The following is a 22,047-nucleotide window of genomic DNA, read 5'->3' on the forward strand; positions in this document are numbered from 1 at the left end:
AGTATAACGCGATTAATGGCAGGCGGATCGAACGCCGGACGGCGTCTTCTCGCGGTGATCGCGGTGATCTGTGCCGTCGGTGGGCTCGTACTGGCGGCGAGTGCGATGCCGATGCTCGCGGCGGACGCTCCTGTGAGCGGGCTGACGACGGAAGGGGGTGCCATCGACGACCGCCACGGTCCCGGCGCTGGCGCTGCTGACGGCCAGACCGCATACCCGGGCTCCGGCGGCACGGAGGCTGGCGGTGCCCACGCTGACGCCGTTTCGGAGACGCCGACCGATGGATCGCAAATCGACGGACCGCAACTCGACGATCGAGATCTCGGTCCGGCCGAGACGGTCGCCGGCGGTATTCTGTACGGACTCGGAACGCTGTTTTCCGCACTCGGCGGTGACGACGGAGCCGACGATCTAACCGGTGGAGACGAGTCGCTCGAGGACGGTGCCGTCGCCGACACAGACGCCGACAGCGCGGCCGCGGAGTCACCCGACGTCGACACAGACGAGTCCGCCGAGGACCCAACCCCCGCCGACAGCGGGATGGGTGGCGAGTTCGGCGAGCTACTGACCGGCGGGGACGAGCCCGACGGGCCAGCCGCGAGCGCGGACGGTGCGGAGTCAACGATCGAAGACGCCGGCGACGAGGCGGTTCCGGCGGACGACGTCGATCTCGACTCGAGCGACGACCTCGCGGCTGGCGACGAGATCGCCACGGACGCCGACCGTGAAGATGAGACGTCGATCAACGACGACGTCACCACAGTGGATGGCGAACACGCAGACGGGCTCGAGTCGGAAATCGAAGGCGAAGACGGACTCGAGTCGGAAATCGAAGGTGAAGACGGGCTCGAGTCGGTTGGCGACGACACGGACCCCGAGTCCACTGACGGACTCGAATCTCCCGACGACCTCGAATCCAACGGAGACGCGGGTGACGACATCGACTCGAGTGACGCGATCGATTCCGCCGAGACGGTCGATGCGGACGACCCTGACAGGCTCGAGCACGACGGCGACCTCGGCGACGAGGAACGGAGTGACGGGGACGTCGAGGGAGAAGAACCCGGTGACGGCGACGAGGACTCGACTGCGGCGGGTGACTCGAGCGGCGACGGGGGCAGTGACGGAGACTCGACGCTCGAGGACGGAACGCCCGACGTATCGGGAACGGTGCTCCTCCTCGTCGGGCTCGCGCTCGCGGTGGCGATCGTCGGCTATCTCCTCTATCGGTCGGACGATCCGATCGGGACCGTGCTGTCGATTCCCAGTCGGATCGCGTCGTTCGTCGTGGCTGGCGTCGTCGCCTGCTCGCAGGCCCTCGAGCGGGCGGTCGCTGCGCTTCGGAGAGTCGGCTCGATCCGCGAGCTTCCGGCGCTCGTGCGCGCGACGATCGGCGGGCTACTCGAGTCGGCGCGGACGCGGACCCGGAACGTGGGATCCTCGATCGGGCTGTTCGACGAGCCGGAGCCCGAGCCCGCCGACACTCGGCGGGACGACGAGCACGCGAGCGCTCGAGAGCGGATCGAACGCGCCTTCGAGACGGTGATCTCGGCATCGACCTTCTATCGGGCGCGGGTCGCGACCGCGACCCCCACCGACGTCGCCCGAAGCGCGAAGCATGCGGGTGCACCCACCGGCCCGGTCGAGACGATCACCGACGCGTTCCGCGACGTCGAGTACGGCGAGCGCGATCCCGAACCCTACGTCGATTCGGCCGACGCGGCTCGCGAACGGCTTCGAAACGAACTCGAGTCGACCGGTGACGACACGGCCTCGGAGGACGACGAATGAGTCGGACGCCGTCCCGTCGCGGACTCTCCGTCGCGACGCTGCTCGCGGGTACGTTCCTCGCTGTCGGTCTCGTCTTCGCACTCGACCCGACGGTGGCAACCGGGGCCGTACCGGCACTCGAGGCGGTACTCGCGTCGCTCGATCCCGGTCTGATCGTCCTCGTCGCGACCCTGTTGCTCGTGGTGTTCGCTCCGGCGCTCGGTATCGCGGGCAAACTCCGTTCGCGCCCGGTGGACCCACTCGTCGGTTCTGGGGAGCGAACCGCAGCCGACCGACCCGACGGTGAAGCGAACGCTCGCAGTCGGTCACCGGGCAGGCGGGGATGGGACGTCGTCGGCGACTCGTTCGAGCGGGACGTCGAGCGCGCGACCGACTACGACGGCGACCGCGAGGTTCGCTCGGCGGCGCGCGAGGAGGTCGTCGATACGCTCCGGCCGATCGCGACACGGGCGTACGCGAACCGCGCCGGCGTCGCTCGCTCTGCCGCCACGCGAGTGATCGAACGCGGAAGCTGGACCGACGACGACCGCGCGGCGGCGTTTCTCGCGGGCGAATCGGGCCCGTCGACGCCGGTCTGGCTCTGGCTGTTCGATCTCGTCACCGCGACCGACCCCTTCTCTCGGAGCCTCGAGCGGACGATCGACGAGATCGAATCGATACAGGCGGCGACGACGATCGATCTCGCAGACGAAGAGGCCACCAGCGAGAACGGAACCGACGAAAACGACAGCAGCGACGGGAGCCGAACCGACGGCGACGCTCGCGCCGACCTCGAGGGTACGCGATGACGCGGAGGAGTCGCCGCGCCCGATGGCAGGGCGCGCTCGTGGTCGCGGCGATCTCGGCGCTTCTGGGTGTCGCAGTCGGCGTCTCCGAACTGTTCTTTCTCGCCGTGGTCGCGCTCGGGTTCGTCCTCGTCGGCCAGTTGAGCGCCGAACCCGACGCCAACCTTCGCGTCGAACGCCACCTCGAGGAGACGCGGGTGCGACCGGGGAAGCCGGTGACGGTGACGCTGTCGGTGACGAACGAGGGCGACCGCGTCGTCTCCGACGTCCGACTCGCGGACGAGCCGCCGGCGGACGCCCCCGTCACGGACGGCTCGCCGGCGTTTGCGACGGCCGTCAGGCCGGAGGAGACGGTCAGTCACGAGTACGAACTGACGCCGCCGCGGGGGGAGTTCTCGTTCGGCCCGACGCGGCTCCGGACCCGCTCGCTCGCGGCGACGAGCGTCGCGACCGACGAACGCGACCCCGACGGCGACGCCGAACTCAGCTGTGAGACGCTGCTCGATACCTTCCCCGTCCTGGATCAGACGATCCAGTTCGTCGGTCGGACGCCCACCGACGACGGCGGGAGCGGTATCGAATTCTTCTCGACCCGGGAGTACCGCCGCGGCGATCCGATAAACCGGATCGACTGGCACCGCTTCGCCCGGACCGGTGAACTCGCGACCGTCGAGTACCGCGAGGAGCGGGCAGTGACGGTCGTCTTCGTCGTCGACGACCGCGACGGCGTCCACCGTGAACCACTCGAGGGCGGTCCCGACTCGTACGACCTCACGCTGTACGCCGCCTCGCGAGGCGTCGTCGCCTCCCTCGAGGACGGCAACCGAACCGGCGTGGCGACCCTCTCGGGACGAACCTGGATCGAACCGTCGGCCGAGACCGACGTCCGGACGCGGATGGACGACGAACTCGGCGACGCGACTGCCGACCGGCCGGTCACCGAGGGGGGATCGCCGGGCGCGTCGCTCGCGGCCGACCTCGAGCGCCGGCTCCCGCGCCGAGCACAGGTCGTCCTCTGTACGCCGCTTTCGGACCGCGGCGCGGTCGATCTGGTCGAGACGTTGCGAAGCCGCGGACGCGACGTCACGGTCGTCACGCCGGATCTGACGACCGGCGTCGCGTCGGCGTCGATTCCGACGGGTGCACGGATCGCCGGGCTCCGGCGGACGAATCGGATCGACGCCCTCCGGGGCGTCGGCGCGACGGTCGTCGACTGGCACCTCGAGGATCCGATCTCGGTCGACCTCGCGCGGGCGTTTCGCGGCTCCCGATCCGGCCGGTCCTCGCCGGCGCGTCGCTCCTCGGGGACGGGGACAGCGGCGACGCCGGGAGCCGACACGGCGGACCCCGACCGGTCGGCGACCAGCGAACCGGACGGCCGACAAACGGTGACGGGAGGTGCCAGCCGATGAGACAGGGGATCGCGGATGTCGGCAGCTCGGCGTTCTCGTCTGCGTTCGTCGAGGTTCGCCGGGCGTTATCTCGGCCGACGGCGAGCGACGTCGCGACGATCGGCTGTACGCTTCTGGTCGCCGTCGTCGTCGGCTCGGCGCTCGTCGGCGTCGGTCTCGCGCTGTTCGCGACGGTCGCGGGACTCGTCGCTGCGTTGGCGACGGTCCTGCTCGCGAGCGACCGGCCGCTCGTTCGGGCGGTCGGGGGGGCCGTCGCGATTCCCGCGGCGCTCGTCGTCGTTCTACCGGCCGTCCTCGCCGCGGCGCTGGTCGCCTCGAGCAGCGCCGGACGCTTCGCCGGCGTCACCGTCTGGGCGCTCGTCGTCGCGGGGCTGTCCGCCGGGCTCGTCTCCTGGAAACGGCTCGGAGACGGCGGCGCCGCACGTGGCGCGACGGGATCGATGCTCGCCGCGATGGGCGTGATCGCCCTCGTCGTCGTCCGGATCCTCCCCGAATCGACGGTCCGGGAACGGGCCGGCGCGGCCGCCGCGGACGTCGCCGGAACGCTCTGGAACGTCTTCGTCGTCGCCGACGGCTCGTGGGCGATCGTCTCGTTTGCCGTCCTCCTGTTCGCGACCGCCTTCGCCGTGAGCCGCGCGATTGCCGCTGTCCCGTTCGAACGGCTCGTCCCGCCGGACCGCGAGCCTCGACTCTCGGCGGTCACCGACGCGATCCAGCGTGCGTGTTCGTACGGTCTGCGGTTCGCCGTCCTCCTCGCGGTCCTCGCGTTCGTCACGCCGGCCGTCAGCGACCGCCTCGAGGAGATTCCGACGACGCCGCTCGAGGTCGCGACCCAGCTTCCGTGGTCGATCGGATACGTGCCAGCACTGATAGTGACCGCCTCCGGGCTTCGACTCCTGTTCGTCTCGGGTCTCGTCGCTGGCGTCGCGCTCGTCGTCCTCGAGTGGACGCGCCGGACCCTGCGTCACAACGCCGCGCTGGCGTTCGCACGCATCGTCGCTCCCGGCGTCGGGGCGGCGTTGATCGCCGTCGTCGCCGCCGTCGCGCTCTCGGCGCTTGCACCCGGTCTCGATCCCGCGGCGGTACTCGAGGGCAGCGCCCCACCGTCGGTCGTGGAACTGGTCGAGTCGTTGCCGCCGTTCGCGCTCGCGGCGTCGATCGTCGTGGTCGCGTTGAGCGTTCTCTCGCTGGTGCTCTACAGCGTGACGCTCCTCCGTTCGCTCAGAATCCTTCCGGGGCGGGCGATCGGCGGCGCGCTCGCGGCTGGCTCGATATTCCTCCTCGCGGTTGGGCTCGCCGTCGTCGGCCGAGCGGAACTCGCGATCGTGACCGGTGCCGGCGCGTTCGTCCTCTGGGACATCGGCGAGTACGCCGACGGCGTTCGGGCCGAACTGGGTCGGGACGCAGAGACGCTGCGCGCCGAACTCGTCCACGTCGGCGGGACCCTGTTGACGGGGGCCGTCGTCGCGGGCGCGACGGTAGTGCTCTACCGCTGGATCGGAACCGACACGCCGATCTCCGATCCAATCTCGGCGGCGATCGCACTCGCAACCGGCCTGCTCGCGGTCGTGTTCGTGGCGTGGTCGCTTCGAGGCTGACGATCGACTCGAGGCGGGATCGAATTTGCTGATCGTCGGTCGATCGCCGGACGATGGTCCGTGGACGATCGGACGATAGCCGACGGACAGGCGAGGCCGTCGCGATCAGTCACCCATCGACGGCACCGGCACGCCGTTCAGCGCGCTCTCGACGACGGCGTAGGGATCGACGTCACGGACGTCGGCCTCCGTGGTGAGGACGATCCGGTGGTCGAGCACCGGGTGGACGACCACGTGGACGTCCTCCGGAGCGACGTAGTCGCGACCGACGATCGCCGCGCGGGCTCGCGCCGCCTCGAACAGCCGCTGGATGCCCCGCGGGGAGACGCCGACGTCGACGCGCTCGTCCTCACGGGTCGCCCGACAGACGTCGACGACGTACGCCCGGATCTCGGGGTCGACGGCCACCGTCTCCGGCACCGACTGCAGCGCCAGGACGGTCTCGCGGTCGACGATACGGGAAGCTTCGGGCGTCCGGGACTCGCGGCTCGCACGCCGGTCGACCAGTTCGAGTTCGCCGTCGCGGTCGGGATACCCCATCGCGGTCTTGACCATGAAGCGGTCGACCTGAGCCTCCGGCAGGGGGAAGGTCCCCTCCTGCTCGACGGGGTTTTGCGTCGCAATCACGAAAAACGGCTCCGGCAGCGGACGGGTCTCGCCGCCGATCGAGACCTGCTTTTCGCCCATCGCCTCGAGCAAGGCGGCCTGGGTCTTCGGCGGCGCGCGGTTGATCTCGTCGGCGAGGACGACGTTCGCGAAGATCGGGCCGGCCTCGAACTCGAACTGGCCCGCCTGTTCGTCGTAGACGTGCGTTCCCGTGATGTCCGCGGGCAACAGGTCCGGCGTGAACTGGATCCGGCTGAACTCGAGGTCAAGCACCCGCGCCAGCGTCCGCGCCGTCAGCGTCTTGCCGGTGCCGGGGACGTCCTCGAGTAAGACGTGTCCCTCCCCGACGACGGCAGTCAGGATCGTCTCGAACAGCGTCGGATCGCCGATAACCGCCGTCCGAATCTCCTCGAAGACCGCCCCGCAGACCCGTTCGGCTTCCGTGACGTTCATGACAGCGACCAGTTTCCCGACACCCATATAGGGTTTGGCCTGTCCTCGAGAATCGTGCAAACCCCCCGCACCCGATACTCCGGTTTCGCTCCGTTTCGGCCAGTTCGAGACGTTGACGAGGCCGACCTCCACCGGTCGATCTGGAAGCGTCTCATACGGATTCCTGTGCGGATGTCCCGGCGCACCCGCCACCCGGGCCGCGGCTGCGCCGACACTGACTGACAGTAAACCGTATCAAGGGGGGTTGTACTGTATCGGGTTATCATTGCCGATAGATAACGTGTACAATTAGTGAAGCGCTCTGAGGTGGCTACTCGTCGACGTCGTTTCCAAGCCCATCTACGTCCGGTGACGCCTCACCAGCAACCGACTCTGCAAAGTGACACCGCGACTGGGTTCCTTTCACCTGCTGCCAGTCTGGTGACTCGGTTTGACACTTCGATTCAACCATCGGACAGCGAGTGTGGAAGCTACAGCCGTCAGGTCGGTCGATCGGGCTCGGAACTGCTCCCTCAAGTGGTTCGAACCCGCTCGTGCCGTCGATAGTCGGAACCGCATCGAAAAGGGCAGCGGTATACGGATGCGCTGGGCTGTCCCGTAACGACTCTGCAGCCCCCCGTTCGACGATTTCACCAAGGTAGGTAACGAGGATTCGATCGGCCAGATGCGAGACGACTTTCAGATCGTGTGAAATAATGACGAAGCTTTGTCCAGATTGTTCTTGTAACTCCAACAATAGATTACAGACGGTCGCCTGGATGGAAACGTCAAGTCCGGAGACCGGTTCGTCAAGGACGACCAGTTCCGGCTCAAGTGCCATCGCCCGTGCCAGCGCGACTCGTTGTAGTTGCCCGCCTGAGAGTTGGTGTGGGCGGCGGTCAGCGTGTTCTGGCCCCAGCTCTACCCACTCGAGAACTTCCCGAACGCGATCCCACTGTTCGGACTGTGCCCAGCCTGCCTCGATAAGTGGTTCAGCAACCAGTTCTCGGACACGAAGTCTTGGATTACAACTCGACCGGGCATCCTGAAAAACCATTCCAACGTCGTTGAGTTGGTCGTGGCTTCTGTCTTCGGCGATGCCAACTGGCTGGCCGTTGAGCCGAATTGTCCCTGACGTTAGGCCTGATAGCCCGGTCATCAACTCGGCAATCGTGGACTTGCCACTCCCGCTCTCGCCGACTATGCCCAGCGTTTCACCCGGTCGAACTACGAAACTGACGTCGTTGACTGCTGTCAGTTGCTCGCGGCCCGATAAAACGCTCTCCAGGACGGACTGGTTAGTTTCGTACTCTTTCGAGACGTTCTCGAAGCGCACCACTGGGTCGGTAACCGAGTCGTCGTTCACGAGCGACTTCGTTCCCGAATCGAACCCTTGATCCTCATTGGATCCAGTGGGGTGTGCGTCTAGATCAGGAACTGAATCGAGTTCGCTACACTTGACATGGTGGGTACTTTCGACTGTAGTGACGGGTGGCTCAGTTGTGTTGCATTCTGTAGTGGCGTAGGAACATCGCGATGCGAAGGGGCAGCCTCGGCTGTCGAAGCGGTCCGGGACTGTGCCATCAATCGTTGGGAGTTTTGTCCCACTATGGTTGGCGTCGATCCGGCACCGTAGCAATCCGTGGGTATATGGGTGTCGTGGATTATTCAGGACCCTCTCAGTCGGTCCCGATTCCATTACCTCGCCACCATAGAGGACGACAACCCGGTCACAAATCTCGGAGACGACGCCGAGGTCGTGGCTTATTAGCACGATAGACATCTCCTCGATCTCGCTGAGATCGGCCAGGAGGTCGAGTAACTGGGCTTGCGTCGTCGTATCAAGCGCCGTCGTCGGTTCGTCGGCTAACAAGAGCGTCGGGTTGGCCGCCAGCGCCACAGCAAGCATCACGCGCTGGCGCATCCCACCAGAGAACTCGTGGGGATAGTCGTCGATTCGACGTTCGGCATCGGCGATACCAACGCGTTCGAGGAGTCCGATTGCCTCGTTTCGCGCGTCACTCCACAGTGGGCGACGCCGGAACGACTGGAATCCAAAGGCTGCTGGGAGGGACTTCGCGGGACCGTCGTGTGTCAGTGTCGCAGCCTCTAAAATCTGCTCACCAACAGTCAACACGGGATTCAACGAGGCCCCCGGGTCCTGGAATAACATCGAGATTCCTGAACCACGGATGCGCCGTTTCGTCGTCCGATCCGCTTCGGTAAGCTCGGTCCCATCGAAGGTGACGGTCCCGCCGACGATCTCACCCGGCTCCTCGAGGCCAACGATCGAACGGGCTGTAACTGACTTCCCGGAGCCACTCTCGCCGACGATTCCGACGATCTCTCCACGACCGACCTCGAACGTGACACCGTTGACCGCACGAACCGTTTTCTCCGGCAAACGAAATTCGGTTTGTAGATTGTCTACTCTGAGTAACGGATCCATCTCACACCTCCTCGACCCGCGTCTGGAGGTGCGGATCAAGTGCATCACGGAGCCCATCACCGAGTAAATTGAACCCGAGGACGGTAAGCGCGATTGCGATCCCAGGGACGTTGACGAGCCACCAGGCGGTCCTGAGGTAGTGTCGACCCCCTGCGAGCATGGTGCCCCACTCGGGCGTCGGTGGCTGTGCCCCTAGCCCGATAAAAGAAAGTCCCGCGGTTGCGAGGACGACCGTTCCGATATTCAGTGTCCCAATCACCATCACTGGATTCATCACAGATGGCAACAGGTGCCGGCGAGCGATTCGCCAGCGAGGAGCACCAAAGAGCCGACCAGCGGCTACATATTCACGTTCCTTAGCCGAAAGGACCGTCCCTCTCACGATGCGAGCGTAGGTCGCCCAGCCGACCACCGCCAAGGCGATCATTACGTTGCGCAAACTGGGTCCAAGGATGCCTGCAACGACCAACGCCAGGACTAATCCGGGAAAGGCGAGTTGAATATCGACTAAGCGCATCAACGCTTCGTCGATCCAGCCACCGGCATAGCCTGCAGCCAGTCCAACTATCGTTCCGAGTACAACCCTGATCCCTGTAACCAGCAACGCGATGCCCAGAGAGTAGCGTGCGCCGTGGACGACCCGTGACAAGACATCCCGTCCGAGTTGGTCCGTCCCCAATGGGTGAGCCAGTGTTGGTGACTGGATTTGTGGGCCGACGTTGGTTGCAGTCGGATCGTAGGGGACAACGACAGGTCCAAGCGTGGCGGTCACAGAGAGCGTGGCGACAATCACTGCACCAGCCAGCGTCAGCGGGTTCCGACGGAGAAACCGTGCAGTCGCTCGAAGTCGAGAATCTAAGACCGACCGGATTCGGTCCTGGGGCCGATCGATATCTGAGCCATCTGTTAGTGGTTGGTCACCATCACCAGTGGTCGAATCTGAGGCAGTATCCGTTATTGTCACGAATTAGTTCCTCCGAGCCGAATCCGTGGGTCCAGCCGATAGTAGGAAAGATCCACGAGGAGATTCGTCACGACGAAGATCACGGCGGTTAGTAATACGATCCCTTGGACAACAGGGTAATTCCGAGCAAAAATCGAATCAACGAGTAGCATTCCAAGACCCGGTCGTTGGAAGACGACCTCAACGACTAGTGCACCGTTGAGAACGAACCCAAACTGGAGCCCGACGATAGTGATAACCGGGATCAACGCGTTTCTGAGGACATGCTTATACAGAACGAGACGCTCTCGAAGCCCCTTTGCGCGGGCAGCAGTCACGTACTCTGACTCGAGTTCATCCAGCATCGCCGTCCGAACAAGGCGGGTGATGATTGCAGCCATGCCGGATCCTAGAGTCACCGCTGGCAACACGAGTTGGGAAAGTGATCCACTACCAGAAACTGGAAAGAGTCCGAGATAGAGCGAGAACACGATTATCAGGAGGTATCCAAGCCAGAAGTTCGGCATCGAGACACCGATTAGCGCAGCTAGTTGGCTACCGATGTCGATGCGGTCACCGCGGTGAACGGCGCTTACGATTCCAGCCGGAACCGCGATGCAAAGCGCGACCACCATCGACGCGAGGGCCAACTCGATCGTCGTCGGTGCGTGTTCGACAAGCAACGTGGTCACTGACTGACTGCTGTAATAGGATTCACCGAGGTCACCGTTACTAATTCCGACGACCCAATCGACGTACTGGATCGGGATTGGATCATTAAGTCCTTCGGCCTCACGGAACGCCTCGACCGCCTCCGGCGTCGGGTGCGTGTCTTCCCGCTGGTCGAGGATTGTCTCGGCCGGATCTCCTGGTGTAAGGAACACTAGTCCGAACGAGAGAGCAGATGCTCCGAACAGGACCGTCAGGGCAGTCGAAAGGCGGTAGAGCAGATAGTTCCCGAGATTCATCTACTGGGATTCAGTCCGGTGATGCCTCAGTGAGATCGGTTGCCTGCATGATTGGGTGAGCGTCTACGCCGGATACATCAGACCTAATCCCGAGTGCGTATTCCTTGTACGCGATTGGAATGATGGGGGCGTCTTCGATGATCTGTTTTTGTGCTTCAATGTAGTCATCCGTGCGATCCTCCTCTGGTGTCGTAAATCCATCCTCAATTAGTTCGTCGACTTCCTCACCAACGTTGTGGAGTCCAGTGCCGTCACGCTCGTAGTTGGTTACATTGACGATCCCCTTTCGATGCCAACTGGCATACATTCGGTAGTCGGCACCAGCACTGAGCGACCCGTAGTTGTACAGCGAGATGTGGGCGTGGTCATTCTCGCTGAAGAATGCTGATCGCTCTGTGAGCCGGATGTCGACATCGACGCCGATTTCGTCGAAGGCTGCTTGGAGCGACTCTGCCAGCTGTCCACCGCCAACCACTACGTCGTTGCTGACCAGAAGCTCGAGCGGTTCGCCATCATACGAGGATTGTTCGACGAGTTCGCTCGCTCGCTCTGGATCGTAGTCGTACGTTCTGACCTCGTCAGTTGCGCTCCACGGGATTGCTGGCGCGATCGGAGATCTAGCCGGTTCGCCGAGCCCCTGAAACACGCTGTCGATTAGATCGGACTGTGAGACCGCGTAGTTGAGCGCATGGCGCAGATCTCGATCGTTCGTGGGTTCGAGGTACCGATTGATACCGCCGTAGATGATGATCGGCTCGACTGCATAATCGACATCGATCCCATCGCTTTCTTCGACTAGTTCTATCTGTTCTGGCGGGAGCTCGAATGCGATGTCTGCTCCCCCCGACTCGAGTTCGAGTACTCGGGTAGAGTTGTCCAGTACGACGTTGAACGTAACTGTGTCGTACTCTGTCGTCTCACCCCAGTAGTCGTCGAATGGTTCCGTATCGAGTTGCTCACCACGGTCGATATCGGTAACTCTCAGTTGTCCAGTGCCGATCGGCTCTTCATTGTCCGCCGCATCGCTGTGTGGAATTCCCGTATTGGGGTGTGAGATCGCCTCTGGCAGCGCAGGGATCGGATTCGGGCTGGCAAATTCGACCGTATGGTCGTCTAATGCCGTTACCTCTGTGCCTCCTGAAAGCGGGAGCCACTCAGGTGCACTGTCCTCGAACTCCGGCTGGAAGCGATCAACGACGTGGCTGGCCTCAAACGGCGTCCCGTCGTGGAAGAGAACGTCTTCTCGGAGGGAAAACTCCCAGGTCAGGTCGTCGACGAGCTCCCACTCTGTCGCCAACCCGGGCTCGATCTCGAGATCTGGCGTCGGCCTGGTGAGCGTCTCGAAGACGTTCGTGAAGTACGGAGCGACGCCACCGTATGGTTCCAGCGTCCACTCCGCCGTCACGTCCCAGGAGAGTGCTACTGTGAGGTCGCCATCCTCGCTCCCGGCACCGAGACAGCCAGCGTATGCCGAGATGCCGGCTGCTGTCCCAGCACCCAACAGCGCTCGTCGAGTGAGTAAGCCTTGCTGACGATTATCCGTATGCTCACTCATCGGTCCACCTCCGCAGGTGCGGCCTGTGTTCCATTTTCGCCCTCGCCAGGTGGCTGATTGGGGGCACCGTCGACGTACGAGATGACCGCTGCGGGTAACGTGTACCGATAGCACCAGGTCCCGTCTGTCGCGTCAGGCTCTTCGTGGAGCCACGTGTCGAGTGCGTCCGCGTGGGCGAGCGGGTCCTCGACGGCGTCACCCAGCACGGTCTCGAGAAGTGTGGCTTTCGAGTCCGCCCGTCGCTCGCGGGTCTTCGGTACGGTTTCCACGCTCGGATAGCAACCGCGATCAGCCAGGAGGCCGCAGTAGAATGCTTGTCGTGGCGGTGGCGAGGCGAGTGTATCACCCGCCCGTACAGCGACCCGCCGATGTGGCGGGAGACATCCTGGACTATCGATAATCACGAAGCCCTGAGTGGCTGTCTCGAGAATCCGATCCAGACACTCATGGAGGTCGGGCTGTCGGTAGAGTGACCACCCTGCGACGACCCAATCGTGAGTGGCGATATCAGTCGATGGCCACTCTCGTTCGATGATCTCCACGTGTTTCCTGCAGTTCGCGGCAGTCAAATTGCGATCGAGCCTGTTCGCCATTGACGACGATGCCTCGAGGGCGGTAACCACATCGGCACGCTGTGCTAAGAGTCTCGTGTACCGTCCAGTTCCAGGGCCAATTTCTAGAACTGTATCAGACGGTCCAACCAGAGAACGGATTCTGGACGACCCAGCCGGTTTGTTGACGAAGCGCTCTTCGTACGTGTCGACGTGCTCAGCCCAGAACTCCTCGTCGCCATCAGAGTCAGTCCACCGGTTTCGTTCGTCAGTGACGATCTCTTCCCACCGTTCGTTCAACGCCATCGGATTGCTGGTTGAAACCGGAGCTACCGTCGAATCCGTCTGACTCATTGGTTGGTCTCCGTAGCCATGAGCCGATTAGATTCGCTTGGTCCAGGGATCGCTATGCGATTTCTTCTCACTGAATGCGCTTGCTTCACCACATTCTAATAAACTGATCTAAGAGGTTAATAGTAGTTACTATCTATTTTGGAGATATTATTAAACCCGAGTCATCGAATTGTGGCGAGCGGCGAAGGCTGTAAGCCACAATCTCGCCGATTCTACTCGGCGATTGATTTTGGTAATATTTTTCACCACATCGGGACTGGTACCGCCGAAACAGCGATTATCAACCTCTCCGCGTGTTCAATCCCATGACATCCCCTCTCCCTAAACTACCCGATCACTCCTTTACAACCCGATCAGGTTTCGTATCACATTCGCAGCTTCGATTCAGCAGACTGTGGCCGGACTCTGAGTGGCTTCTAACAGGCCGCTCTCGTTCGTTTCGAGTGACCAAGGTTGAGCAAACCTGGGAAATTGCCACAATCATCTTTCATCACGTGAGTAAGGCGTTGTACGCAGGGAAATACGATCAGCTCTCGGCGGAGCGTTCGCTCGGGTCGTCTCGAGAAGACCCAAGTCGGTTCCCACTCGCGGCCCATCGGGTCGGACCGGAGTCGACCGTGGACGGTTCGCCTCGAGGGGTACGTTCAAGACCCTCCTCGAGCCACCGGTTGATATGTTACGTTCGTTCGACGGAACGGAACCACGGATCGCCGACTCGGCGTACATCGACGAGACAGCGGTCGTCATCGGCGACGTAATCGTCGAAGACGAAGCGAGCATCTGGCCGAACACCACGCTTCGCGGCGATCACGGACCGATCGTCGTCGGGGCGCGCGCGAACGTCCAGGACAACGCGGTGTTACACGAGGACGCCACGCTCGAGACCGGAGCGACGGTCGGCCACAGCGCGATCGTCCACGACGCGACCGTCGCCGAGGGCGCGCTGGTCGGGATGAACGCGGTCGTTCTGGACGGTGCACACGTCGGCGAAAATGCGGTCGTCGCGGCCGGCAGCGTCGTCACCGAGGGAACCGAGATTCCGGCCTCGACGCTCGTCGCCGGCACACCTGCCGAGGAGAAAGGCGACGTCGACGATCCGCGTCTCGAGGAGACGGCCGATCGGTACGCCGAGCTAGCAAAGCGGCATGTCCGATCCGCCGAACGGATCGAGTGAGGCGGATAAGCGCCATCGATTCGGAGGGAACCGGACAACTGCGGCATTCCACCGCTCCGGTTCAGCGTTCCGCGGATGATTCCCCTCGCCGTTTCGCGGATGATTCCTCTCGTTTCGCGGGTATGCTCTCCGATCCGCTCGCGCCGGCGATCACCCTCGAGAGGCGTCGCCGCCACTCGCGTTGTTGCTCGAGTTCCGCTTCGACCGTCTCGAGGCGGTTTTCGAGGCCCTCGATCGTACGTCGAAGCTCGTCCGAAGAGCTGTCAGCGGGGTCGACGCCGGCAGGGTCGGTCCGGGGATCGACTCCCCCGTCGGGTGCGGGGGACAACTCCGAGCGCACCTCGTCGACGTCGATGCGCATCTCCTCGAGGACGTATCGCGCCGTCTGTTCCTCACCCAGGCGCTCCTCGAGGGCCCCGATGGCCGTCTCGAGGCTGTGTATTCGGGATCTAACCCGTGCGACCCGCGGATCGGTGCGAGCGTCGGGCCGAGTGTCGTCCACCGACTCTCGAGGGATCGAATCGGTTCGTGATTCGCGTCTCGACTCGAGTTCCGCCACGAGCGCGTCGATCGGGGGTTCCGGCCAGGGCGTCGACTCCGTCGACTCGAGACCGTCCGTCTCGATCTTCCAGTAGTCGACGCCGCGAATGAACTCGTGATCGAGTGCGCCCACGATCGCCGAGGCGGGAACGGCCGTCTCGAACGCGAGTTCGACGAGCGAGACGGACGGATCGGCGTCCGCGAGAGGTGGGTAACTGTCCCGGACGTCGAGGGCGTTTCCCAGTTCGCGAAACAGCCGCCGTTTCCGGTCGTCGTACGCCTCGTCGGAATCGAAGTGGATGCGAGCGTAGTACAGGTGTCTCGTCGGAGCGGCCTCCGTCGACGGTTCACGGTCGATCGCCGCCTCGACGTCTCGGTCCATGATCCACTCCCAACTGACGAAACAGTTCGGGGAGAAAATATATCTTGCTGTCAATTTCGAGGGAGCGAACCGCTCGTCGCCCGACGAGGGAAACCCTGATACGGTCACCGATCCAATCGCTCGCCATGAGCGAATCGTCGTGGACCGACCGGATCGTCGGAGAGCGAATGACGGTCGACCAGGAGTTCTCCTCGCGAATCCAGGGCTCTGAGTTCTCGAATCAGCAGTGGAGCCTGATCATGACCGCCACCGAGTTCGAGATCGAACACCCCGGCGATCCGGAACGGGCTCAGATCGTCGCCAACACCGACAACGTCGATCAGATCATCCCCGAACTCGAGAACGTCGACGCCCGAATGGGCGCGGCTGGAGCCGGCGGCTCCGGATCCGGCTCGTCGAGCGGGCTCATCGACTCCATCAAAGGGTCGCTCGGCCTCGGCGGTGGCGGCGACGATCACGCAGACCAACTGGCAGCGGCCGAACGGCTCACCCAGGAGTACGCCGAGGAGTTACAATCACACCTCGAGGCGAAGGGACGCTGGGACTCCGTCCGGGAGTCGGTCGTCGACCAGGAGTAACGGCTCGACCGGAGAAACGGTACAAACACGAAGCCGTGATCGGCCGGGGAGTCGGTCCACACACGAGTGGGCCGCCGTCGCAAGCCACAGCATCTTTACGCGCGCTCCCCGACCGTAGGGGTATGTCCGACGACGTAGAGACGATGACGTTCTCGATCGAATCCGAAGACGACGCCGACGAAGTCACGGTACCAGCGGGTCTCGTCGACCTCGTCGCCGAAGGCGAACAGAGCGACGTCGAGACCGTCGGCGACGTCGTCTTGCTCTCGTTTGCGAGTCGCGCTCACCACCTCGTCCACCACGGCCAGGGTGCCGACGAAGAACTCGAGGCCCAGGAAGAACGCGTGATGGACCTCTTCGAGGAGCGCTTCGGCGTCACGTTCGGCGAAGCGACCGGTCACCAGCACTGATCGCGCTCTCTCTCGGACCTCGAGTCGCGACGCGAGTGCGATAGCGAACCTGTTAGCTGGCGACGGAAATCGATCCTTGCGGAGCGCCGTCCCCGCCCGCATCCTCCCCACTACCGGCAGCGGCGTCGTTTGAATCAGTCCCGTTATCGACAGCGCTGTCGTCCGAATCCGCATCGTCGCCGACAGCGGCATCGCTCGTATCAGTCCCATCGTTCATCTCGAGATCGTCGCCACTCGCGTCGGGCCCGTTACCGGTGACGGTATCCTGTTCGGATTCGCCACTCGGATCGGGCCCGGTTTCCGGTTGGGTATCCGCGTCAGCGTCGTTTTCTGCTTCAGGCCCCGGCCCAGTTTCGCCAGCGGTGTCGTCTTCGGTTTCGATTCCATTCGCCGAGTCGTCCGCTGTGGGGTCGGCGTTAGTTTCGCCGTCACCGGTGGGATCCTCTTCGAACGGCTCGTCGTCAGTCGGCTCGTCACCGGTGGGCTCGTCCGTTTCCGGCGCGTCCGCCGAAACGGTCGTCGAGAGTTCACTGTCGCCGATCGCGACCGTGTGCGTCGACTCGCCTTCGGGTAGCGTCGACGTGAACGTCACGTCCGTCGACTCACCGCCCTCGAGTTGGACGGTCTGATCCGCGATAGTCTGTCCGTCGACGGTGTACGTCGCCGTCTCCGTTCCCCCGAGGTCGCCGTCGTTAGCGATCGTCGCGACGACCTCTACCTCCTGACCCGCTTCTCCGGTGTCGGGCGCGAACAGATCGGTGACGACGAACTCGGCTGGAGCGTCGATCGTCACGATCGTCTCGGCGGTCTCGTTCTCACTCGAGACGACAGCCGTGTACTCGCCGGACTCGACGCCCTCCGTCTCGTACTCGAGGTCGATCGTCGTCGTCTCGCCGGGTTCGAGATCGACCGTCGCGGCGTCGACGACGTCGTCGGCGATCGACAGTTCGATCTCCTGACTGCCGTCCGCGTCGCCGTCGTTTTCGATCGCCGCGACGATCTCGAGTGTCTCACCCACCTCGACGGGCGAGTTCGTCTCGAGGATCGAAACGGCGAAGAACGGTGCGCCGGGATCGATCTCGCCGGCAGTCTCCGTTTCGGCGATGGGCCACTCGTCCTCGTCGTAATCGTAGCGGTCCATGCCGGCCCGCCAGACGAGCCGTTCGTCGTCGTCTTCCGGTGTCCACTCGACGGTGAACTCGCCGCCGTCGGCCGAGAGTTCGTCGATCGGTTCGTCCTCGGTCGTCCCCTCGAGGAACTCGCTGTCGACGAACAGGTCGGCGTCGTTCGGATTCTCGTAGGTGAACGTCACGTCGATCCCGTCCTCCGTGGGAGCTGTCTCGGCGACGTCGAGATCGGGCACCTCGGGTCGGACCTCCTCGAGACAGTCCGCAGCGTCCGGATTCGGATGGTCGATCTCGCCGGGAATCGCCGCCGGCGAACTGATCCCGGCGATGGCCGCACCGAACTCACCCGGCGGTACCTCGACCGTCGCCCCCTCGTCCGTTTCGAGGACGTCGAACTCCTCGCCGATTTCGAAGACGATCGTTCCCTCGAGAGGTGCCTCGACGTCGTCACCGAGGGTGATCGCGTACTCGCCCATCGTGTTGCCAAAGCCACTCGACTCGTAGAAACTGGTCGCGACGATGACCGTCTCGCCGTCCTCGAAGGTGCCGGTTATCTCCGCGCGCTGGCAGTCGACGAACTCGACGTCGTACTCGGGTGGGACGTCCACGACGGAGTACTCGATCGTCTCGCTCTCGAGAACCGGCGCGTCGTCTAGGTCGAGGGTCTCGAGATCCGTCGGCCGATCCTCGGCAGTCGCGTCGGCAGAGACCGTCTCGAAGGCATCGTTACCGACCGATTCCTGGCCACCTTCGTCGCCGTCGTCCGCCGATCCACCGTTGCCCTCGTCGACATCCTCCAGCGACACGATCGTCACCTCGACCGTCTCGTCGTCCTCGAGTGGCGGGTCGATCCCGATGCTCTCGTTCTCGACCGTCTCGCCGGCGTCGAACGGGACGCTCTCGCCCCGTTGCTCGCCGTCTTCGTCGATGACGACGATGGCGAACCGGACGTCGGCGCTCGCCTCCTCGACGACGACCGACTCGCCATCACCCTCCTGGTCGCCCACCACCAGAGTCGCCTCGGGATCGTCCGGCGGCGCGTCGACGATCGTGTACTCGATCGACTCGTTCGCCAGCTCGTCGTCGTCCGCGAGCGCCCGCACGGAAACGTCGACGGTCGTGTTCTCCTCGATCGGCGGTTCGAGGTCGAGTTCGAGCGAGTCGACGGCGTCGCCCGCCTCGAAGGGGTCGCTGTCGACCCGTTCGCCGTCGTACTCGGCCGTGACGACGTAGTCGACCGACGCGTTCGCCTCGTCGACGACGAGCGTCTCGCCGTCACCCTCCTGGTCGCTCACCACCAGAGTCGCCTCGGGCTCCGTCGGCTCTTCTATCGTTACGAACGCCGCGTCGAGCACCGGTCCACCGCCGTCGGCGACGTACGGCTCGTCTTCCTCGCCGTCGGTCTCGGCGTACTGGAACGTCTCGTCGCCCGTCGTATCGTGGTGGACGACCGCCACCAGCGGTCCGCTCTCGGTCAGCGGATCGTCGAGGGCAATTTCGAGATCCTCGTGTTCGCCCGACTCGAGGTACTCGGAAACGCCGATAACACCCTCGGGATCTGCATCGACGTCCATCCCGTCGTAGACCGCCACGAATCCACCCTGGGAGAGATCGACGGCGTCGACGACGACTGTCTCGCCGTCCGACTCCTGGTCGGAGAACGTGATCGTCGCCGTTCCCTCGAGTTCGTCGATCGCTTCGATCTTCTGGACGACCTCGACCTCGACGAACTGGACGAGTTGGGCTTCGGCGTCGGTATCCTCCGCCACCGCGTAGGCGGTCGCGTCGGCTGCGGTCTCCTGTGTCAAGACCTGCAGTTGCGTGACACTGATCCGCTGGTACTGGATCGCGCGAGCAGTCTCCTGGGCCGCGCTCTGTGCGCCGATCTGGATCTGTGTGATCGTCGCCTCCTGGTGCTGGACGAGCGCGCCGCTCGAGGCGCCGGTGGCGAGGCGTTGAACCTGCGTGACGTCGACGACCTGCTTCTGGAGCACCGCTCCCTCGCCGGCCCCGCGGGCGGCCGCCTGGATCTGTTCGACCTCGACGATCTGGTACTGGATCGCCGACTCGACCGCTCCCTTCGAGGCCCCGGTCGCCGCGTACTGGATCTGGGTGATCGACACCTCCTGGCGCTGGACGAGCGTCCCCTGTGCGGCGCCGTCGGCGGCGGCCTGAATCTGTTCGACGGTCGCCTCCTGGCTCCCCTCGATCGATCCCTTCGCCGCGCCGAAGGAAGCCTCCTGGATCATCGTAATCGAGATCCGCTGAACCTGCTCGATTCGAACCGACTGGGCCTGTTTCAGCGCACCTTTTCCGGCCCCGCGTGCGGCGAACTGGGTCTGTTCGACCGTCACCTCCTGTTTCTGGACGAGCGCCCCCTTCGCCGCCCCCGTGGCCGCCTTCTGGACCTGCTTGATGTCGACCCGCTGGTGCTGTTCGACCTCGAGATCGAGTTCCTGCTCGAGGACCTCCTCGCTTGCCCCCTCGAGTGCGCCCCCGGCCGCCCCGGCCGCGGCATGTTGGACGTGCTCGAGGGTCACCTGCTGGCGCTGCTCGACGGTGATCCGCTGGTACTGATCGAGAACGCCGTACGCCGCACCCTGGGCGGCCTCTTGGATCTTCGGTTTCCGGTCGATTTCCTTCTCGCCGGCCTCGCTTGCGGCACCCGCCGCGGCACCGAACGTCGCGACCTGGACCTGTTCGACGGTGACGCGCTGTTCCTGAGCGAGCGCGCCGTGGGCACCGCCCCAGGCCGCACTCTGCAACTGGCTCGCCTCGACGGTCTGGTGCTGGGAGAGCGCACCGCCGGCCGCACCACCGACCGCGGACTGGACCTGCTCCACCTCGACCGCCTGGGCCTGCATCAACGAACCGTGGACCGCGCCCGCGGTCGCCTGCTGGACCTGTTCGACGTCGGCCTCCTGGTGCTGGGCGACGGCGTCGGTCGCGCCCTCGAGGGCCGCCGTTCGTTGCTCCTGGCTCACCTCGACGCCCTGTGACTGGGCGAGTTCGATCCCGTCGTCGACGCCCTCGGCGACGGCGTCTTCGTGTTCTTGACTGATCGATAGATCGCTCGCCGGCTCCGGCGTCTCCATCGAGAGCGGTCGAACGTCGCCGGTCTGTGAACCGTCTGGTCCAATGCCATCGGCGGGAGCACTCGACGCAGTCGGCTCGTTCCCCGAACTGCCCGCCGCGGTCGACTCGAGGTCGACGTCTCCAGCCGGCGACGCACCCTCTACCGTGGTGCCCTCCTCGAGAAGACCGCCGAGGCCGCCGCCGAGCAACGGCACGGCGACGACGCTCGTCGTCATCAGAACCGTCACCGCGACGACGGCGAGAGCCGAGCGACGCCCCATCTACGCCACCTCCGGGACGCCGGCGAACCCCAGAGGGTCCGGATGGGCGAAGCGCCACTCTCTCGCTCCGAGATCACGAGTCCAACCGCCCGCACCGGCGGTGTCACCCGGTCGAGTCACTCCCGTCGATCGATTCCCCCTCGATTCGAACCACACGCTGGCGAAGTACATCCGTCCAACGTGGACGAACCGAATCCGATGATAAACGCCTCGGTCGTTCCAGTTGCTCGCGTGAGACAATCGTCCGTTACTCCTCGCCGTCGAGAGCAACCCCCAGTCGTCGACGTCTCGAGTATTCTGGACCACTTCGGTGAACACATCAGTTTAGGCGACCGTCACCGGCACCGAGAGGAACCCGCGGTTTCGAACGATTATCGCTCGAGCGGGACGACCACAGACCGTACGTCGTAAACCAAAATTTTAATTCTGGTTTACGAGAGAGTGGAGGTATGGAAACCCACCGAGAGTCGGTCGATCCTGTCGCCGACGACGTGATCAAATCGTTCGCTCGAGCCGCGGTGCTCGCGGCGTTGCTGGGGGCGACGGCGTTCGTCTCCATTCCGATTCCGTTCTCACCGGTCCCGGTTACGCTTCAGACCCTGTTCGTCTTCCTGGCGGGACTGTACCTGGGGCCCGTCTGGGGAACCGTTTCGATCCTGCTCTATCTCGCCGCGGGAGCGATCGGTCTCCCCGTCTTCTCCGGGATGACTGGCGGGCTCGGCGTTCTGGTCGGCGAAACGGGCGGCTACCTCTGGGCGTACGCGATCGCGGCGGGCGTGGTCGGTCTCATAGTTCATCGGGGGAGGGAGCTCCGCGACCCGGCCGAGGAACCACTCCCGATTCTCGTCGGGAGTCTGGTCGTCGCCACGTTGCTCATCTACGCGATCGGAACCGGCTACATGGCCTGGCTGCTCGAACTCGAACTCGGAGAAGCCATCGCCGTGGGCGTCCTCCCGTTCATTCCCGGTGGAGTGTTCAAGCTCGTCGCCGCGATCGCTATCGTCAAGAGCAAACGGATCACACAGATCCGATAGTC

The 22,047-nt window shown here is 64.1% G+C and carries 16 protein-coding genes and 1 pseudogene; 8 read left to right on the plus strand and 9 right to left on the minus strand.

Annotated features, from left to right (window positions below; all coding sequences use genetic code 11):
* Positions 1 to 15 precede the first annotated feature (15 nt).
* From FYC77_RS08920 to FYC77_RS08935, 4 genes are read left to right on the plus strand one after another with little or no spacing between them, the layout of a single operon-like run.
* A complete protein-coding gene (locus tag FYC77_RS08920; RefSeq protein ID WP_149081150.1) occupies positions 16 to 1,791 on the plus strand; it encodes a DUF4129 domain-containing protein in 1,776 nt (591 codons plus the stop codon).
* A complete protein-coding gene (locus tag FYC77_RS08925) occupies positions 1,788 to 2,579 on the plus strand; it encodes a DUF7269 family protein (protein ID WP_149081151.1) in 792 nt (263 codons plus the stop codon). Before FYC77_RS08920 ends, FYC77_RS08925 begins: the two co-directional genes overlap by 4 nt.
* Entirely contained in the window at positions 2,576 to 3,988 is a 1,413-nt protein-coding gene (locus FYC77_RS08930; protein ID WP_149081152.1) for a DUF58 domain-containing protein, read from the plus strand. Before FYC77_RS08925 ends, FYC77_RS08930 begins: the two co-directional genes overlap by 4 nt.
* Positions 3,985 to 5,586, plus strand: coding sequence for a DUF7519 family protein (locus FYC77_RS08935; protein ID WP_149081153.1), 1,602 nt, complete (start codon positions 3,985 to 3,987; stop codon positions 5,584 to 5,586). The genes FYC77_RS08930 and FYC77_RS08935 overlap by 4 nt, the downstream gene beginning before the upstream one ends.
* A gap of 105 nt (positions 5,587 to 5,691) precedes the next feature.
* Here the strand turns inward: FYC77_RS08935 and FYC77_RS08940 are convergent, their stop codons facing one another.
* The 7 genes and pseudogenes from FYC77_RS08940 to FYC77_RS21025 form a co-directional block, all read right to left on the minus strand.
* Positions 5,692 to 6,645, minus strand: a complete 954-nt coding sequence (locus tag FYC77_RS08940) for an AAA family ATPase (RefSeq protein WP_149081154.1) — start codon at positions 6,643 to 6,645, stop codon at positions 5,692 to 5,694.
* A 310-nt stretch (positions 6,646 to 6,955) separates the two neighbouring features.
* The gene (locus FYC77_RS08945) at positions 6,956 to 9,073 is read right to left on the minus strand and encodes a dipeptide ABC transporter ATP-binding protein (RefSeq protein WP_149081155.1); all 2,118 of its coding nucleotides are present in this window, start codon (positions 9,071 to 9,073) and stop codon (positions 6,956 to 6,958) included.
* A 1-nt stretch (position 9,074) separates the two neighbouring features.
* Positions 9,075 to 9,965 carry a nickel transporter permease gene (nikC, locus tag FYC77_RS08950; RefSeq protein WP_149081214.1) on the minus strand — a complete coding sequence of 297 codons (891 nt, stop codon included), beginning with the start codon at positions 9,963 to 9,965 and terminating at the stop codon, positions 9,075 to 9,077.
* Positions 9,966 to 10,033: 68 nt separating this feature from the next.
* Positions 10,034 to 10,984 carry a nickel ABC transporter permease gene (gene nikB / locus FYC77_RS08955; protein WP_149081156.1) on the minus strand — a complete coding sequence of 317 codons (951 nt, stop codon included), beginning with the start codon at positions 10,982 to 10,984 and terminating at the stop codon, positions 10,034 to 10,036.
* Positions 10,985 to 10,994: 10 nt separating this feature from the next.
* On the minus strand, positions 10,995 to 12,539 hold the full coding sequence (locus FYC77_RS08960) for an ABC transporter substrate-binding protein (protein ID WP_149081157.1): 1,545 nt from the start codon (positions 12,537 to 12,539) through the stop codon (positions 10,995 to 10,997).
* Complete coding sequence (locus FYC77_RS20670; RefSeq protein WP_238386865.1) at positions 12,536 to 12,808, minus strand: hypothetical protein; 273 nt, start codon at positions 12,806 to 12,808, stop codon at positions 12,536 to 12,538. The genes FYC77_RS08960 and FYC77_RS20670 overlap by 4 nt, the downstream gene beginning before the upstream one ends.
* Positions 12,809 to 12,973: 165 nt before the next feature.
* Positions 12,974 to 13,444: pseudogene (locus FYC77_RS21025) on the minus strand (class I SAM-dependent methyltransferase); the annotation flags it as partial.
* Between the two features lie 673 nt (positions 13,445 to 14,117).
* On the opposite strand from FYC77_RS21025, the gene FYC77_RS08970 reads away from it, so the two are divergent.
* Positions 14,118 to 14,618, plus strand: a complete 501-nt coding sequence (locus FYC77_RS08970; protein ID WP_149081159.1) for a gamma carbonic anhydrase family protein — start codon at positions 14,118 to 14,120, stop codon at positions 14,616 to 14,618.
* A 61-nt stretch (positions 14,619 to 14,679) separates the two neighbouring features.
* On the opposite strand, the gene FYC77_RS08975 is transcribed toward FYC77_RS08970, so the two are convergent.
* A complete protein-coding gene (locus tag FYC77_RS08975) occupies positions 14,680 to 15,540 on the minus strand; it encodes a sigma-70 family RNA polymerase sigma factor (protein WP_149081160.1) in 861 nt (286 codons plus the stop codon).
* 125 nt (positions 15,541 to 15,665) lie between these two features.
* Between FYC77_RS08975 and FYC77_RS08980 the strand changes: the two genes are divergently transcribed.
* Both FYC77_RS08980 and FYC77_RS08985 read left to right on the plus strand, forming a co-directional pair.
* Positions 15,666 to 16,118 (plus strand): DUF5799 family protein, encoded by a 453-nt coding sequence (locus FYC77_RS08980; RefSeq protein WP_149081161.1) that lies wholly within the window; start codon positions 15,666 to 15,668, stop codon positions 16,116 to 16,118.
* 122 nt (positions 16,119 to 16,240) lie between these two features.
* Positions 16,241 to 16,528 carry a DUF7545 family protein gene (locus FYC77_RS08985; RefSeq protein WP_149081162.1) on the plus strand — a complete coding sequence of 96 codons (288 nt, stop codon included), beginning with the start codon at positions 16,241 to 16,243 and terminating at the stop codon, positions 16,526 to 16,528.
* A gap of 52 nt (positions 16,529 to 16,580) precedes the next feature.
* Here the strand turns inward: FYC77_RS08985 and FYC77_RS08990 are convergent, their stop codons facing one another.
* Positions 16,581 to 21,011: a DUF7282 domain-containing protein gene (locus FYC77_RS08990; RefSeq protein WP_149081163.1), complete on the minus strand. Its 4,431-nt coding sequence runs from the start codon at positions 21,009 to 21,011 to the stop codon at positions 16,581 to 16,583.
* A gap of 449 nt (positions 21,012 to 21,460) precedes the next feature.
* Here FYC77_RS08990 and FYC77_RS08995 point away from each other — a divergent pair, with 449 nt between their 5' ends.
* A complete protein-coding gene (locus FYC77_RS08995; RefSeq protein ID WP_149081164.1) occupies positions 21,461 to 22,045 on the plus strand; it encodes a biotin transporter BioY in 585 nt (194 codons plus the stop codon).
* The last annotated feature ends 2 nt before the right edge of the window (positions 22,046 to 22,047 follow it).

Origin of the sequence: Natrialba swarupiae (assembly GCF_008245225.1) — an archaeon.
Classification (GTDB): Archaea; Halobacteriota; Halobacteria; order Halobacteriales; family Natrialbaceae; genus Natrarchaeobius; species Natrarchaeobius swarupiae.

Excerpts from the sequence above, each read along its gene's own strand:
- FYC77_RS08935 (WP_149081153.1), top strand. The coding sequence starts at position 3,985 with ATGAGACAGGGGATCGCGGATGTCGGCAGCTCGGCGTTCTCGTCTGCG.
- FYC77_RS08930 (WP_149081152.1), top strand. The coding sequence starts at position 2,576 with ATGACGCGGAGGAGTCGCCGCGCCCGATGGCAGGGCGCGCTCGTGGTC.
- FYC77_RS08960 (WP_149081157.1), bottom strand. The coding sequence starts at position 12,539 with ATGAGTGAGCATACGGATAATCGTCAGCAAGGCTTACTCACTCGACGA.
- FYC77_RS08925 (WP_149081151.1), top strand. The coding sequence starts at position 1,788 with ATGAGTCGGACGCCGTCCCGTCGCGGACTCTCCGTCGCGACGCTGCTC.
- FYC77_RS08985 (WP_149081162.1), top strand. The coding sequence starts at position 16,241 with ATGTCCGACGACGTAGAGACGATGACGTTCTCGATCGAATCCGAAGAC.
- nikB (WP_149081156.1), bottom strand. The coding sequence starts at position 10,984 with ATGAATCTCGGGAACTATCTGCTCTACCGCCTTTCGACTGCCCTGACG.
- FYC77_RS08990 (WP_149081163.1), bottom strand. The coding sequence starts at position 21,011 with ATGGGGCGTCGCTCGGCTCTCGCCGTCGTCGCGGTGACGGTTCTGATG.
- FYC77_RS08995 (WP_149081164.1), top strand. The coding sequence starts at position 21,461 with ATGGAAACCCACCGAGAGTCGGTCGATCCTGTCGCCGACGACGTGATC.
- FYC77_RS08970 (WP_149081159.1), top strand. The coding sequence starts at position 14,118 with ATGTTACGTTCGTTCGACGGAACGGAACCACGGATCGCCGACTCGGCG.
- FYC77_RS08940 (WP_149081154.1), bottom strand. The coding sequence starts at position 6,645 with ATGAACGTCACGGAAGCCGAACGGGTCTGCGGGGCGGTCTTCGAGGAG.
- FYC77_RS08945 (WP_149081155.1), bottom strand. The coding sequence starts at position 9,073 with ATGGATCCGTTACTCAGAGTAGACAATCTACAAACCGAATTTCGTTTG.
- FYC77_RS08980 (WP_149081161.1), top strand. The coding sequence starts at position 15,666 with ATGAGCGAATCGTCGTGGACCGACCGGATCGTCGGAGAGCGAATGACG.
- FYC77_RS08920 (WP_149081150.1), top strand. The coding sequence starts at position 16 with ATGGCAGGCGGATCGAACGCCGGACGGCGTCTTCTCGCGGTGATCGCG.
- FYC77_RS08975 (WP_149081160.1), bottom strand. The coding sequence starts at position 15,540 with ATGGACCGAGACGTCGAGGCGGCGATCGACCGTGAACCGTCGACGGAG.